The following is a 14,552-nucleotide window of genomic DNA, read 5'->3' on the forward strand; positions in this document are numbered from 1 at the left end:
CCTTCAATACAAATGCTCGCGAGAGCGGCGGAACAATCATAAACATCATATCGGCTGAACAATGAAGACTGTCAGGATCGGAGCTGGGGCGGGGTTCTCTGGCGACAGAATCGAGCCGGCGGTGGAGCTCATCGACAAGGGCGGGCTCGACTACGTGGTGTTCGAGTGTCTCGCCGAGCGTACGATCGCGCTCGCTCAGGAGCGCAGGGCGGACGACCCGCAAGGCGGCTATGATCCCCTTCTTGCCGAGCGGTTCGAAGCGATCCTCGAACTGTGCAGACAGCGCGGTACACGCGTCATCACCAACATGGGCGCAGCCAATCCGGCCGCTGCCGGTACGGCAGTCATCGAACTCGCGCGCCGCATGGGTTTGCCAGGGCTGAAGGTCGCCGCGGTTATGGGTGACGACGTTCTATCGAAACTTGACATGGAAGCAGCCGAAATCCTCGAGTACCCGGCGCATCTGTCGACGCTTGGAGACCGGGTGATATCGGCGAACGCCTATATGGGGATCGACGGCATCGTGGAAGCGCTTGCCGCCGGTGCGGATGTCGTCCTGACGGGCCGTGTCGGCGATCCGGCCCTGTTCCTCGCCCCGCTCGTTCACGAATTCGGCTGGGCGCGGGACGACTGGGACCTCCTGGGGCAGGGCACGCTGATCGGCCACCTGCTCGAATGCGCAGGGCAGCTGACCGGCGGCTATTTCGCCGACCCAGGCTACAAGGACGTCCCGGATCTGGCTCGCCTCGGATTCCCATATGCGGAGGTGTCCGCCGACGGAACGGCGATCCTCGCCAAGGTTGACGGGTCGGGCGGCGCGATCACGCTGGAGACCTGCCGCGAACAGCTTCTCTATGAGGTGCTCGATCCGGAGAATTACATTCAACCGGACGTGATCGCCGACTTTTCGGCGGTTGAGTTGGAGGTGGTGGGAGCGGATCGCGTCCGGGTGTCTGGTGCAAGGGGCAAGCCGAAGCCGCCGCATCTGAAAGTGTCGGTGGGCTACCGGGACAGTTTCGCCGGTGAAGGGCAGATCTCCTACGCCGGCTCCGGCGCCGTGGAACGGGGCCGCCTTGCCATCGACATCATCGCCGAGCGTTTCAAGCTGATGAACCTGCCGCTGATCGAGACGCGCTACGAGTTGATCGGGGTGGATGCCGTAAACCCGCGCGAGGGGATCGCTTCGACACCACGCGAAGTGAGGGTTCGCGTCGTGGCCCGGACAGAGACGCTGAAGCAGGCGCAGGCGGTCGGAAACGAGGTTGAAACACTCTACACCAATGGTCCCGCCGGCGGCGGCGGGGCAAGCAAATCCGCAAGGCAGGTCATCGCGATCGTCTCCACGCTGATCGATCGACGGCTGACCGATCCGCATGTCGAGCTGGAAATCGCATGATGCTTCTGCGCGAACTTGCTCATTCACGCGCCGGCGACAAGGGCGGCATCTCCCAGATTTCGGTGATTGCCCGCCAGCAGTCCGATTTCAATGTACTGCGATGCAATGTGACGGTTGAACGCGTCCGCAAACACTTCGGCCACATCGTGCGGGGCGCGGTGCAGCGTTATGAGCTGCCTCATCTGGGAATCCTGAATTTCGTTCTGCACGACGCGCTGTCTTCTGGCGTGACGCGATCGCTTGCGCTGGATCCGCATGGCAAGTGTCTCAGCTCCGTGATGCTGGATCTCGAACTCGGCATGCCCGGCGACGCATCCGAAGGCTGACATAGCTCCCTGCATAGTGTCGCCGGAGCAAGCAAACCTCGTCGGCAGCACACAGGGCCTCGCTCTATCCGCCAACGAGCTAAATCATGCCAAAGAATCGATCATTGTGGCAGGCCTATCGGTGATAGGTTCTACGCAAAACCCGGCGTCGCGAGGACATTGCTTTGCAAATCACGTCCCCCCGGGCTTCCAGCTTGACATGTTCGCATAAATTCACTCTCTTGACGCATCAGTTCATGTAGGAGAATTTTTTATCGGTGTGAGCAGCAGCCTGGCGTTGCCGGCGAAACGGCAAACTACGGATGCGGGGACCACATCACCGAGCGCGATAGGGGAGAAGGTCGCGTGGCTCAAGCTCAAGATCCACGATAGTGGACATCACAGGGGAACGTGAACATGGCTAGGGATTTCCGCTTACTCGACACTTTCCGGCGCAATAGAACTGCACTTGAAAACCACCTCATCGATGGGCTTGTCGACGGCCGGGTCAGCCGCCGCGAGTTCATCCGTCATGGCAGCCTGCTGGGCCTGTCGCTTCCGTTTCTCGGCGGCGTCGGCGCGGCCGCGGGCTTTGGCCTCGCGCCGACGCAGGCCATCGCGCAGGGCGCGCCGGGAGCCACGATACGGGTTGCCTGCCAGATGCCCGCCGCCGCCATCGATCCCGTGACGGTCATCGACATCGGTGGCCTGCTGATGCTGCAGCAGGTCGGCGAGTTCCTTTGTCTGGACGGCCCGGACCTGATCCTTCGCCCGATGCTGGCGGAGAGCTGGAAACCGAACGACAAGGGCGATGTCTGGACGTTCACCCTCCGCAAGGGCGTGAAGTTCCACAGCGGCGGGGAGATGAAGGCGGACGATGTCGTGGCGACCTTCGACCGCCTGACCGACACCGGCAACGCGTCAAGCGCACTGTCGGTGTTCCGCGGCGTGCTCCAGAAAGGGGCCACGAGGAAGGTCGACGACCACACGGTCGAATTCCACCTCGACGCCCCGAATGGCAATTTCCCGTATCTCGTCTCGTCGGACAACTTCACCTCCATCATCCTGCCCGCGAGCTATGCCGGCGACTATGAGCAAACCTTCGATGGCACCGGACCGTTCAAGCTGGACAGCTACAGGGCGAAGGTCGGCGCCTCCTTCGTGCGCAACGAGGACTATTGGGGCGAGAAAGCGCTACCCGCGCGCACCGAGTTCACCTTCTTCTCCGATATCCAGCCCCAGCTCCTGGCTTTGCGCGGCGGACAGGTCGATATCATCAACATCGTTCCCGTGCTCCACACGGTTGCGCTGGCGGGCGACCCGAACATCGAGGTCGTGGGCCTGCCGGCGGTCTCGCACACCCAGCTGCACATGCGTTGTGACATGGATCCGTTCAAGGACCCGCGCGTGCGCCGTGCCGTTGCTCTCAGCATCGACCGCCCGAAACTGGTCGAGGGCCTGAAGAAAAGCCGCGCCCAGGTCGGCAACGACAGCCCCTTCGCGCCGGCCTATCCGTCCACCGATAAGACCGTGCCGCAGCGCGAGCGCGACCTTGCGCAGGCGAAGGAACTGCTGGAGGCCGCCGGTGTCGGCAACGGCTTCAAGATGATCCTGACCAGCCGGCAATATCTGGAATTGCCGGAACATGCGCAGCTGGTGCAGGCCTGGGTCAAGGAGATCGGCATCGAGATCGATCTCAACCTGCTCGACAACGCCACCTTCTACGGCCAGTCGGTCTTCGGCCAGTCGCCCTGGCTGGACTCACCGATGGGTCTGACGGTCTACGGCCACCGCGGCGTCCCGAATGTCTATCTGACGGCGCCGCTCGGCAGCGAGGGGAAGTGGAATGCCGCCCATTTCAAGAACAGCCAGTACGACCAGCTGGCGGAGAGCTATATCGGTGCTCTCGACCTCGAGGCGCAGAAGGCTGCCGCCGGCCAGATCCAGAGGCTGCTGCTCGAAGAGACGCCGATCATCTCCGCCTATTTCTCCGAGCACATTTCCGCGAAATCGAAATCCGTCAGCGGCGTGCAGGCGACCGCGATGGGACAGCTCTATCTCGACCGGGCCTCGAAGGCCTGAGGCTCCACGACCGGCTCACCTGCGGCCCTTCGCGAAGGGCCGCACCGGGCCTTTCCTGCGTGCCACCAGACAGGAGACGTCGTCATCTTCCGCTTTCTTTCACGACGCGTGGGACTCTCGCTCATCTCGCTCTTCCTGCTGAGCGTGATGGTGTTCATCGGCGGGCAGGTGCTGCCCGGCAATGTCGGCCGCGCCATACTGGGTCCCCTTGCAGACCAGCAGGCGGTCGATGTCCTCAACGAATCGCTCGGGCTCAACCGCCCGCTGCTGGTTCAGTACGGTAGCTGGATCTGGAATTTCATCCAGGGCGACATGGGTACATCCTATGTCTTCCGCGCGCCGGTGTCGGGCTTCATCGTCGATGCCCTCGGCAATTCCCTGAAGCTGGCGCTCGTCGCCTTCCTGATGGTCGTGCCGGTCGGCATCCTCGGCGGCGTGGTCGCGGCGTTGAACGTCGATCGGCCACTCGATCGCATCATTAGCATCGGCGGCCTTTCGATGACCGTGCTTCCGGAATTCGTGACGGGTATCGTTCTGGTGCTGATCCTCGGCATCTGGCTGGGCTGGCTTCCGATCTCCGCGGCTTGGCCCAGCGATGCCGGGTTCTTCACGCAGCTCTATTATCTCATCCTGCCGGCGCTGCCGCTGTTCCTCTCCCTGTTCGGCTACATCGCGCGGATGACCCGGTCCGGCATGGTCGAGGCCCTCGATTCCGACTACACGCGAACCGCCGTGCTGAAAGGCCTGCCCTGGCGCACGGTCGTCTGGCGCCATGTCCTGCGCAACGCGCTGCTGCCGACCATCACGGTCGTCGCGACGCAGGCGGGCTACCTCATCGGCGGCCTCGTCGTGATCGAGACGCTGTTCCGCTACCAGGGCATCGGATCACTCGTCTACACCGCCGCCAGCGGCAAGGATTTCCCGATGCTTCAGGCCGGCGTCCTCACGATCGGCATCGTCTACACGGTCGCGACGCTGGTCGCCGACATTCTCTACTCCCTGCTCAATCCCCGCATCCGGCTGAGGGCCGACCAATGAGCGCAATCGAACATCCTGCGAGCACAACCGCGCTCGACACGACGGCTCCGCGCGGAGCCTGGGGCGACACGCTCCATTCGCTGAGCCGATCGGGCACGTTCCTCGTCGGCTCAACCATCGTGCTGTTTTGGATAGCATGCGCCATCTTCGGCCAGCATTTCACGCCGTATGATCCGCTCGCCAGCGACATTCTGAACTCTCTGGCTCCACCATCGGGCGAGCACTGGTTCGGAACCGACCAGCTGGGCCGCGACGTCTTCTCGCGCGTGATCGTCGGCTCGCGCGACATCCTGACCGTTGCACCGCTGGCAACACTGCTTGCGACCATTGCCGGGACGACGCTCGGCCTCCTCACCGGCTACTTTCGCGGCATCCTCGACGAGATCGTCAGCCGCTTCCTCGAGGCTTTCATGGCGATACCGGTCGTCATCAAGGCGCTGCTCATCATCGTGGCTATCGGCACGTCGAAACTGACGGTCATCATCGTGATCGGCATCGCCTTCACGCCGATCATCGCGCGCACGGTTCGCTCTGCCGTCCTTGCCGAACGCGAGCTGGACTATGTCGCGGCCGCGCAGCTACGGCACGAAAGCGCCTTCCACACTATGTTCGTCGAAATCCTGCCGAACGTCCTGCCGCCGATCCTGGTCGAGACAACGGTGCGCCTCGGCTACGCGATCTTCGCCGTCGCGACCCTCAGCTTTCTGGGCTTCGGCATTCAGCCTCCGTCGCCCGATTGGGCGCTCAGCATCTCGACGAACTACGGTCTGATAGGCGGAGGCTACTGGTGGACAGTCCTGTTCGACGGCTTTGCCATCGCTTCCGTGGTGGTGGGCGTCAACCTCGTGGCCGATGGCGTGCATGGAGCATTCAATGACTGACATCGCCGCGAACGCACTCCAACTCGACAACCTCTCCGTCGCCTATCGCGTGGGCAGGCGAGACCGCGCGGTCCTGCGCGACCTCAGTTTTACGATCGCCAGGGGCGAGGCCTATGGCCTTGTCGGCGAGTCCGGCTGCGGCAAGTCGACGGTGGCGCTGTCGGTGGTTCGCTACCTGCCGCGCAACGGCAAGGTGGCCTCGGGCACCATATCGCTGGACGGTCAGGATGTGATGCGGCTTGGCCCCGAGGCGTTGCGGCGCACGCGCGCCGAACGCGTGGCCATGGTCTACCAGGACCCGGGGAAGGCGCTGAACCCGTCGATCCGCATCGGGCGGCAACTGACGGAAGTCTTCGAACTCGGCGGCCTTTCCGGTCAGGCCGCCACCGACCGCGCGCTCGCCATGCTGAACCGCGTCCGCATCTCCGATCCGGCGGGCGTCATGCAACGCTATCCGCACCAATTGTCGGGCGGCATGCAGCAGCGCGTGGCCATCGCCATGGCGCTCGCCAAGGACCCCTCGACGCTGATCCTCGACGAGCCGACGACCGGACTCGACGCGACGGTCGAAGCCGAAGTGCTCGATCTCATCGCCGAGCTCCGGCGCGGGCTTTCCGCCTCTATCCTGTTCATCAGCCACAATCTCGCGGTCGTCTCCCGGATGTGCGACCGGGTCGGCGTGCTCTATGCCGGCATTCTCGTCGAGGAAGGGCCGACGGACGTCGTCTTCAACGACCCGCGCCACCCCTACACCGTCGCGCTGCTACGCTGCCTGCCTCGCGGCGACCAGCGAAAGGACCAGGGCCGCCTCGACACGATCCCCGGCTATCTGCCCAGTATCGGCGCGACAATCAAAGGCTGCGCCTTCGCCGAGCGATGCGCGCTGGCGACCGACCTTTGCCATACCACGCCGCCGCCGCTGCATGACCTCGGCGGGCGTCTGGCGCGCTGCCACTACCACGAGCGGGCCCAGGAATTGCCGCGCGCGACGCCGGCCCGGGTCGAGTTTGCAATGCCCCCGGCAGGCCAGTCGGAAGCCGTCCTGCGTGTCGATGGCCTGAACAAGACCTACCACGGCCACGGCCATGCGCTGCGAGCGGTCAAGGACCTGTCGCTCGATCTGCGGCGCGGACAGACGCTCGGTCTGGTGGGCGAATCCGGCAGCGGCAAGACCACCTTCGCGCGGCTGCTGCTCGGTCTGGTTTCGCCGGATCAGGGTGGCCACATCGAACTCGACGGCAAGGCACTGGCGCCACGGCTGGGCGATCGCACCGACGCCGAGATCAAGGCGCTGCAGATCGTTTTCCAGAACCCCGATTCCGCGCTCAACCGCTCGCATTCGATCCGGCATCTGCTGAGCCGTGCCTTGAAGCGGCTAGCCGGCCTGAGGGGCAGGCAGTTGCAGGACCGGCTGGACGAGCTCGTGCGTTCGGTGCGCCTGACCGAACGCCATCTGGTCGTCAAGCCTCGCCAGCTGTCGGGCGGCCTGAAACAGCGCGTGGCGATCGCCCGAGCCTTCGCCGGCGATCCGCGCATCGTGGTCTGCGACGAGCCGACCTCGGCGCTCGACGTTTCGGTTCAGGCGGCGATCCTCAACCTCCTTGCGGATCTGCAGTCGAAGCAAGATGCCAGCTACATCTTCATCTCGCACGATCTGGCGGTCGTGCGTTATCTCTCCGACCGGATCGCGGTGCTCTATCTGGGCCGCATCATGGAACTCGGACCCTCCGAGGAAGTCTTTGCCGGTCCTCACCACCCCTACACGGAGGCGCTTCTGTCGGCTGCGCCCAGCTTGGACCGCAGGGAGAATACGCGCATCCGGCTGGACGGCGAGATCCCGAGCGCGGCGAACCCGCCGGGCGGCTGCGTCTTCCACACCCGCTGCCCGCGCAAGGTCGGCGCAATCTGCGAGACCACGGAGCCGCCGCTCGCCGAGGCGCAAGACGGCCACGGCATCCGCTGCCACATTCCCTATGCCGAGCTCGCACGGCTTCAACGGGCGGGCGCGGCAAGGCCCGCAAGGGAAACAAGCCTCCCGGCCGCGCATCCGGCGCTGGCCGAGCGATAATCGAACCGGCATCACGAAAGTCGAGGAAACCAGACATGACCCTGAATACACGGCCGATAGCGCTGCAGGCTTTTCTGGATGGGGCGCGGCGCAGCTATCTGGCGGCGGATCCCGACGCCCGGACCAGGGCCTGTGTCGATCGCGTCTTCGATGCGCTTGAGACGGTGCATCCGCCGTCCGGCAAACCGGTCGAGCGTGTCGCCGCGAGCCGGTTTCTGGAGGACGCGCTGGAACCCGCGCGCAGGACGGGCGGCGATCTCGCAACGCTGGCGGACCGCATCCGCGATCTCGATCCGCTGCTGCGCTGGCGGGTGCGCAGCGCGGGGGAGCCGACGGCCAGCGCCTCCTATGCGCAAGGCCACGCCAATGCGATGATCGTCGGGCCTGGCGCGCTCGAAGACCGGCCGGATATATGGGTCGGCCTTTCCCTGCTCGCGCCCGATGTCCGCTATCCCGACCACCGGCATCCGCCGGAAGAGGCCTACCTTGTCCTGACGAATGGGCAGTTCAAGCATGGTGGCGGCGACTGGTTCACGCCGGGCGTGGGCGGTACGCTCTACAACGAGCCCGACATGATCCACGCAATGCGCTCCACCACGAGCGACCCGCTTCTGGCGCTCTGGTGCCTGCCGATTGGCGCGACGGGCCGCGGGTAGGAGAAGCGGTTTTTCCGGCCCTATCTGCTGGAGATCGGGCGCGTCGCGAATACCTAGCTCCTCAGCCGACGAACAGGCCGAGAGAGCGGTAGTCAGCGTGTAGAAAAACCCGCGACGGATCCCTTGCCGGTCCCGCCGCCGCTGTGATTGCCGTTTGAAGCGCTGGCAAGGGCGCCGCGAAGAAGCAGGACCTCGCCGCCAGCCAGAATATCCTCGCGGATCGCGGCGCGCGCGGCTGGACCGTTGGCATTGCGAATGGCCTCGACGACCGAATAGTGGTGTTCGATCATGACCCTGCCGCCGTCCCGATAGCCCGAGGAGATCAGCGGCCCCATCTGCAGCCACAGGTTCTCCAGCAAACCGCGGAGGATCATCATGCCGCCAATCTCCGGCAGGGCGAAGTGAAACCTCTGGTTCATCCGAAGGCCCTGCAGGTGATCGCCCGCGGCGAGCGCGGTTTCGTTGTCGCGCAAAAGGCCTTCGAGCAGAAGAATGTCTTGCGTGGTGGCGAATTGAGCCGCGCGCTCGGCGGCCAGCCCTTCGAGTTCGAGGCGGATGGCACGGATTTCTATGTAGCGGGAGCGCTCCAGAAGCGGCACGCGAATGTCACGCGGACTCTGGAACAGAAGCCCTCCGTTGTTGACCAGGCGCAGGACGGCATCTCGCACCGGGGTCACGCTGACACCCATCTGATCGGCCAGATCACGGATCTTGAGGCGTGTACCAGGAGGCAGTTCTCCTGATATCAGCGCATTCGCAAGTCGGTCATAGACTTCAACTGCAAGACCAGTTTTGTCTAAGCTTGGTCTAACCAATTATCTTTTCTCCTGAAGCCGGAGCCGTTCCCTGACCAGTTCGCTGGTGCCGCGCAGGAATTCTTCGAGGCAGTCGCCGATAACCGAAATCTGATAACCTCCTTCTTGGACAACCACGACGGGAATATCAAGGGAGCCGACTATCTCGCCGGCTTTCCGGAAGGCATCGGTGGTGACTTCGACGAGGCTCAGCGGGTCGTCGACATGGGTGTCGTAACCGAGTGCAAGCACGAGGACTTCGGCGCCATAGGCCTTGATCGCTTCCGCCCCGGCCTGAACGCCAGCCAGGAAAGTGTCGTTGCCGCTGTGTGGCGCGAGGGGGATATTGAGGTTGTAGCCTTCTCCCTCGCCGTGGCCGGTTTCGTGTGGCCGGCCGGTGAAGAACGGGTTGTAGTAATCGGTATCCACATGGACCGAGACCGTCATCACGTCCTTGCGGCGATAGAAGAATTCCTGCGTGCCGTCACCGTGATGGGCATCGATGTCCAGAACGGCAACCTTGCCGAAATTCGTCCGCAGACGCTGCGCGGCGATGGCGGCGTTGTTCATATAGCAAAAGCCGGTCGCCCTGTCGGCGCGGCAATGATGCCCTGAAGGCCGGCAAAGTGCGTAGGCAAGCGTCTCGCCTTCCATCACGGCGTCGGCGGCCGCCGTTGCCGTATGCGTGGAGCGCAGGGCGGAGCGATAGGTGAATTCGCTGATCGGAACTGCCAGGTCGCCGAGATAATAGCCCGTTTGCGCGAGAAGCTGGTCGGTAGGGCAGGGCGGACGCGCGTCCTTGGCCGGGTCGCCGTTCCAGTAAGGAAAGGTGTTGGGCAGCACTTCCGGTCCATGATCGGGCAGTTCGAGCCAGCGCGGATAAGCGGTTTCGAGATAGTCGAGATAGTGCGCCGGATGGACGGCGGCCGCGGGCCCGCGACCATAGTCCGGCGGCGTTTCCACTTCGATCCCGAGGTTTGCCAGTGCATCCAGCAGCCTTTCGGTGCGGGCCGGTATGTCGGTCGGGTCCGCAAGCCGGCCGAACCGCATGAACTGCTTGGGCGAATGAAGAGCCTGGTCGGGATGGTAGAAGGCGCGCATGTCGGTGTCCTCGATAGTCCGTCAGTTTGCCGCATTTTTTGCCTGGGCGGCGGCGGTGATGCCGCTCAGGCGTGTATCAGGGGTGATATATTCCACGTCGTAGCGCAATTCGACGAGGGCCGGGCGACCATTGTTCTTTGCGAAGTCGCGGGCGCGAGCGAACGCGGCGGCGAAATCCTCCGTCTTTTCGACGGTCTCTCCCGAAGCGCCGTAGCTGCGCGCAAGGGCGGCGAAATCCGGATTCTCGAGGTCGAGCGCGAAGGATCGCGCGGGATATTCGCGTTCCTGATGCGCGCGGATCGTGCCCCAGGCGCCGTTGTTGCACACCAGGATGACGATCCCCAGACGATGCTGCATCGCGGTGCCGATTTCCTGCAAGGTCATCTGAAAACAGCCGTCGCCGGCAAAGGTGATGGATTCACGTTCCGGGAACGCGAGCTTGGCGGCGATGGCGGCCGGCAGGCCATAGCCCATCGAACCGCAGATCGGCGATGCCTGCGTGCCCAGATGCGAAAACTGCAGGAAGCGATGAGGAAACAGCGCGTAATTGCCGGCGCCGACCGAAACGAACGCATCCTGCGGCAGGACCTCGGCCATGTGCAGGCACGCCTGCGAGAGATCGAAAACCGCGTCGGTTTCGGGAGCGATGCGCGATCGCTGGTAGTCGTCATTGGCGGATTTCGCCAGCCCGGACCAGTTGAGCGCTCCTGCCGGCTGCAATTCCGCCAGTGCGGCGCCGATTCCGACCGGATCGGCGTTGATCGCCAGCGTGGGCCTGTAGACGCGGCCCAGCTCGTCGCCATCGGGATGAATGTGCACCAGTTTCTGGCGAGGCAGGGGACTTTCGACCAGCTTGTAGCCTTCGGTCGTCGGCTCGTCGAGGCGCGAGCAGACCGAGATCAGAAGGTCGGCTTCCGCGATGCGCGCGGCCAGCGCCCTGTCCGTGCCATAGCCGACATGGCCGGCAAAATTCGGGTGACGATTGTCGAAAACTTCCTGACGTCGCCATGAAACGCCGACCGGCAGGTCGAAGCGTTCCGCGAATGCTGCCAGGTTGGCCCGCGCCTCATCGGTCCAGCCGGTGCCGCCGGCGATGACGAATGGCCGTCGGGCTTCGTCGAGCAGGCTGACCAGCCTGTCGAGTTCCCGTTGCGTGGGGCGCGGATGCGCGCGTTCGAAGGGTGCCACGTCGGCGACCGCCGCGCGACCCCACAGCGTGTCTTCCGGCAGGACGAGAACGACCGGGCCCGGTCGCCCGCTCCGGCTTTCGGCGAAGGCCCGAGCCACGAATTCGGGAATGCGGTCCGTGCGGTCGATCTGTGCGACCCATTTCGCCACCGGACCGAACATCTGGCGGTAGTCGATCTCCTGAAAACATGCGCGCTCGGTCGTGTCCGATCCGATCTGCCCGACGAAAAGGATCATGGGCGTGCCGTCCTGGCGGGCGACGTGCAGGCCGATCGAGGCATTGGTGGCGCCGGGTCCGCGCGTGACGAAGCATATACCGGGCTTGCCGGTCAGCTTGCCATAGGCTTCGGCGGCGTAAGCCGCGCCGCCTTCCTGCCGGCAGGGAACCGTGCGGATCGTTTCCTTCCGCTCGCCGAGCGCGTCGATGCAGGGCAGAAAGCTTTCGCCCGGAACCATGAAGACGGTGTTCACGCCGTGCAGTTCGAGCTGTCTGACGAGAAGCTCGCCCCCCTGTGTTTCGACGGGGGAAGCATCGGTTGCAGGCATCATACTGTTTCCTCGTAAGACCCTTGAGCGGCCTCCTGCGGGTCCCATCCCTTGCCGGGAATGGCCGCGATGAGGCGCTGGGTATATTCGTGTTGTGGTGCGTCGAAGATTTGCGAGGGAGGCCCCATCTCGACTATCTCGCCGCGACGCATGACGGCGACGCTGTCGCAGATCTGCGCGGCAACCCGCAGATCGTGGGTGATGAAGATCATCCCTAGTTTCAACTGATCCTGAATTTCCTTCAGGAGTTTCAGGACCTGCTCCTGAACCGAAACGTCCAGCGCGGAAACGCTTTCGTCCGCGATCAGCACCTCCGGATCGAGCATGAGGGCTCGGGCGATGCCGATACGCTGGCGCTGGCCGCCCGAAAATTCATGCGGATAGCGCTTGTAGGCGGACGCATCGAGGCCGACGCGTGCCAGCAATTCTTCGGCTCTGCGCTGGGCGGCCGCTCGGCTGACACCGTTCGCCAGCGGGCCGTCGACGAGAATGCGTCCGACGGTCTGTCGCGGATTGAGGGAGGCGAACGGATCCTGAAAAATCATCTGGATCTTCTGCCGCATCGGACGAAACGCTGCCGGTGAGAGCGGCGCGATGTCCTTGCCGTTATAGAGAATCTGACCGCCATCGCTCGGCGTCAGCTTTATGATCACGCGTCCGAGCGTCGATTTTCCGGAACCGGATTCGCCGACGATGCCGAGCGTCTGGCCCTGGCGAAGCGTGAGGCTGATCTTTTGAACGGCCGGCACGATCCGGGGCTTGGCGAAAAGCCCGCCGCCGCTGCGATAGGTCTTGTTGAGGTTGCGGACCTCGAGCAGCACGTCGTCAGCGGCGGGGCTCGACGCGTCGGCGCCATCTTCGGCCCGGCGATGCGGAACGGCCTTGATAAGGCGTCGGGTGTAGGGGTGTCGAGGGGCGTTCAGCACCTGTTCCGCTGGTCCTGTCTCGACCACCAGCCCCTTTTCCATCACCACCACGCGGTCGGCTATGTCGGCCACGACGCCGAAATCATGGGTGACGAAGATGACGCCCATTCCCTTGGCTTGCTGGATGCGTTTGATGAGGTCGAGGATCTGCGCCTGGGTGGTCACGTCCAGCGCGGTCGTCGGCTCGTCCGCGATCAGGACCGAGGGCTCGAGCGCCAGCGCCATGGCGATCACCACGCGCTGGCGCTGGCCGCCCGACAGGCGAAACGGGTAGGAATCCTTCAGCGTTTTCGGGTCTGGCAGCCCGACGTAATCCAGAAGATCCATGACCCGCCGCGCGCGTACCGACCGATCGGTCTCGCCGTGGACGAGCATCACCTCGTCGATCTGGTCGCCGACCGTCATCAGCGGGTTCAGCGCCGAGAGCGGCTCCTGGAAGACCATCGCTATTTCGCGGCCGCGCAGTTCGCGCAGTTCCTCTTCCGAACGCGAGAGAAGATCACGTCCCTTATATTCTATGGAGCCGTCAGAAGGCTTGAGATAGCTCGGCAACAATCCCATCAGCGCATTGGCGGTCATGGACTTTCCCGAACCGGACTCGCCAACGACGCACAGGATTTCGCCTGCGTCCAGATCGTATGTGATGTCCTTGATGGCATAATCGCGATCGAAGCCGGGCGGCAGGGGAATCGAAAGCCCCTTCACGCTGAGCAGCGGCGCTTCGGCAGAGCTCATTTCTTCCTCCCGCGCAGATGGGGGTTCATCAGGTCGTTGATGCCTTCGCCGATCAAGTTGATGGCCAGCACCGCGAGCAGGATCGCCAGGCCGGGAAAGAAACTCATCCACCATGCCTCGCGCAGCATGGTGCGCGCCGCGCCGATCATGAATCCCCAGCTCATCATGTTGCGGTCGCCGAGGCCGAGGAAGGAGAGGGCGCTTTCGGTCAGGATAGCGGTCGCCACCATGAGCGACGCGGTGACGATGATCGGCGAGATCGCGTTGGGTAGCACCTGGGTCATGATGATGCGCGGACCGCTCTGGCCGATGACGATGGCGGCCTGGACGAACTCGCGCTCGCGAAGGCTTAGGAATTCAGCCCGCACCAGACGAGCCACGCCGGGCCACGAGACGACGGCGATGGCGAGCGTGATCGACACGATGTTGGGGCTGAAGATGGCGACCAGAACGACGGCCATGGCGAAGGCCGGAATGATCTGGAAGAACTCGGTGAACCGCATCAGCAGATCGTCGACGCGGCCTCCGTAGAAGCCGGCGAGCGCGCCGATGCTGACGCCGATGAGAACGGCGACGAGTGTCGAGACGACGCCGATCAGCAGCGACACCTTCGCGCCGTGGGCGATACCGGCCGCGATATCCCGGCCGAGCATGTCCGTGCCGAGCAGGAAGTCGGGGTTTTCCATCGGACGCAGGAGCGGCATGGCGACCGTGCGCCACGGATTGCCGGGGAAAAGAAGCGGTGCCGCCAGCGCCATTGCGATAATCAGGCCGAGAATGACGAGGCCCAGCACGGCGCCGTAGTTCTGCGAGAAGCGTTTCAAATTCTGCATGAT

Annotated in this window: 12 protein-coding genes; 7 read left to right on the forward strand and 5 right to left on the reverse strand. The window is 64.0% G+C overall.

Translation table 11 applies throughout. The annotated features are described in order from the left end of the window. Nucleotides 1-61 precede the first annotated feature (61 nt). The 7 genes from XW59_RS11530 (at nt 62) to XW59_RS11560 (ending at nt 8,426) form a co-directional block, all read left to right on the forward strand. Nucleotides 62-1,396 carry an acyclic terpene utilization AtuA family protein gene (locus XW59_RS11530; RefSeq protein ID WP_047145159.1) on the forward strand — a complete coding sequence of 445 codons (1,335 nt, stop codon included), beginning with the start codon at nt 62-64 and terminating at the stop codon, nt 1,394-1,396. Then, complete coding sequence (locus XW59_RS11535; RefSeq protein ID WP_348639308.1) at nt 1,393-1,722, forward strand: hypothetical protein; 330 nt, start codon at nt 1,393-1,395, stop codon at nt 1,720-1,722. Before XW59_RS11530 ends, XW59_RS11535 begins: the two co-directional genes overlap by 4 nt. Nucleotides 1,723-2,118: 396 nt before the next feature. Beyond that, on the forward strand, nt 2,119-3,783 hold the full coding sequence (locus tag XW59_RS11540; protein WP_047145158.1) for an ABC transporter substrate-binding protein: 1,665 nt from the start codon (nt 2,119-2,121) through the stop codon (nt 3,781-3,783). An 84-nt stretch (nt 3,784-3,867) separates the two neighbouring features. Beyond that, entirely contained in the window at nt 3,868-4,821 is a 954-nt protein-coding gene (locus XW59_RS11545) for an ABC transporter permease (RefSeq protein ID WP_137327016.1), read from the forward strand. Further along, nucleotides 4,818-5,702 carry an ABC transporter permease gene (locus tag XW59_RS11550; protein WP_047145157.1) on the forward strand — a complete coding sequence of 295 codons (885 nt, stop codon included), beginning with the start codon at nt 4,818-4,820 and terminating at the stop codon, nt 5,700-5,702. The genes XW59_RS11545 and XW59_RS11550 overlap by 4 nt, the downstream gene beginning before the upstream one ends. Further along, the gene (locus tag XW59_RS11555) at nt 5,695-7,770 is read left to right on the forward strand and encodes an ABC transporter ATP-binding protein (protein ID WP_052958108.1); all 2,076 of its coding nucleotides are present in this window, start codon (nt 5,695-5,697) and stop codon (nt 7,768-7,770) included. The genes XW59_RS11550 and XW59_RS11555 overlap by 8 nt, the downstream gene beginning before the upstream one ends. A gap of 35 nt (nt 7,771-7,805) precedes the next feature. Continuing rightward, nucleotides 7,806-8,426, forward strand: coding sequence for a dimethylsulfonioproprionate lyase family protein (locus XW59_RS11560; protein WP_047145156.1), 621 nt, complete (start codon nt 7,806-7,808; stop codon nt 8,424-8,426). Between the two features lie 92 nt (nt 8,427-8,518). On the opposite strand, the gene XW59_RS11565 is transcribed toward XW59_RS11560, so the two are convergent. From XW59_RS11565 to XW59_RS11585, 5 genes are read right to left on the reverse strand one after another with little or no spacing between them, the layout of a single operon-like run. Further along, on the reverse strand, nt 8,519-9,241 hold the full coding sequence (locus tag XW59_RS11565) for a GntR family transcriptional regulator (RefSeq protein WP_047145155.1): 723 nt from the start codon (nt 9,239-9,241) through the stop codon (nt 8,519-8,521). Further along, entirely contained in the window at nt 9,242-10,321 is a 1,080-nt protein-coding gene (locus XW59_RS11570; protein WP_047145154.1) for a histone deacetylase family protein, read from the reverse strand. 21 nt (nt 10,322-10,342) lie between these two features. Continuing rightward, nucleotides 10,343-12,055 carry a thiamine pyrophosphate-binding protein gene (locus XW59_RS11575; protein WP_047145153.1) on the reverse strand — a complete coding sequence of 571 codons (1,713 nt, stop codon included), beginning with the start codon at nt 12,053-12,055 and terminating at the stop codon, nt 10,343-10,345. Continuing rightward, nucleotides 12,055-13,716, reverse strand: a complete 1,662-nt coding sequence (locus XW59_RS11580) for an ABC transporter ATP-binding protein (protein WP_047145152.1) — start codon at nt 13,714-13,716, stop codon at nt 12,055-12,057. The genes XW59_RS11575 and XW59_RS11580 overlap by 1 nt, the downstream gene beginning before the upstream one ends. Then, the gene (locus XW59_RS11585; RefSeq protein ID WP_047145151.1) at nt 13,713-14,549 is read right to left on the reverse strand and encodes an ABC transporter permease; all 837 of its coding nucleotides are present in this window, start codon (nt 14,547-14,549) and stop codon (nt 13,713-13,715) included. The genes XW59_RS11580 and XW59_RS11585 overlap by 4 nt, the downstream gene beginning before the upstream one ends. Nucleotides 14,550-14,552: the final 3 nt, after the last annotated feature.

The organism is Aquamicrobium sp. LC103 (assembly GCF_001014615.2).
Lineage (GTDB): Bacteria > Pseudomonadota > Alphaproteobacteria > Rhizobiales > Rhizobiaceae > LBCQ02.

Coding starts and splice junctions, on each gene's coding strand:
- XW59_RS11530 (WP_047145159.1), top strand. CDS start 62: ATGAAGACTGTCAGGATCGGAGCTGGGGCGGGGTTCTCTGGCGACAGA.
- XW59_RS11535 (WP_348639308.1), top strand. CDS start 1,393: ATGATGCTTCTGCGCGAACTTGCTCATTCACGCGCCGGCGACAAGGGC.
- XW59_RS11540 (WP_047145158.1), top strand. CDS start 2,119: ATGGCTAGGGATTTCCGCTTACTCGACACTTTCCGGCGCAATAGAACT.
- XW59_RS11550 (WP_047145157.1), top strand. CDS start 4,818: ATGAGCGCAATCGAACATCCTGCGAGCACAACCGCGCTCGACACGACG.
- XW59_RS11555 (WP_052958108.1), top strand. CDS start 5,695: ATGACTGACATCGCCGCGAACGCACTCCAACTCGACAACCTCTCCGTC.
- XW59_RS11560 (WP_047145156.1), top strand. CDS start 7,806: ATGACCCTGAATACACGGCCGATAGCGCTGCAGGCTTTTCTGGATGGG.
- XW59_RS11570 (WP_047145154.1), bottom strand. CDS start 10,321: ATGCGCGCCTTCTACCATCCCGACCAGGCTCTTCATTCGCCCAAGCAG.
- XW59_RS11575 (WP_047145153.1), bottom strand. CDS start 12,055: ATGCCTGCAACCGATGCTTCCCCCGTCGAAACACAGGGGGGCGAGCTT.
- XW59_RS11580 (WP_047145152.1), bottom strand. CDS start 13,716: ATGAGCTCTGCCGAAGCGCCGCTGCTCAGCGTGAAGGGGCTTTCGATT.
- XW59_RS11585 (WP_047145151.1), bottom strand. CDS start 14,549: ATGCAGAATTTGAAACGCTTCTCGCAGAACTACGGCGCCGTGCTGGGC.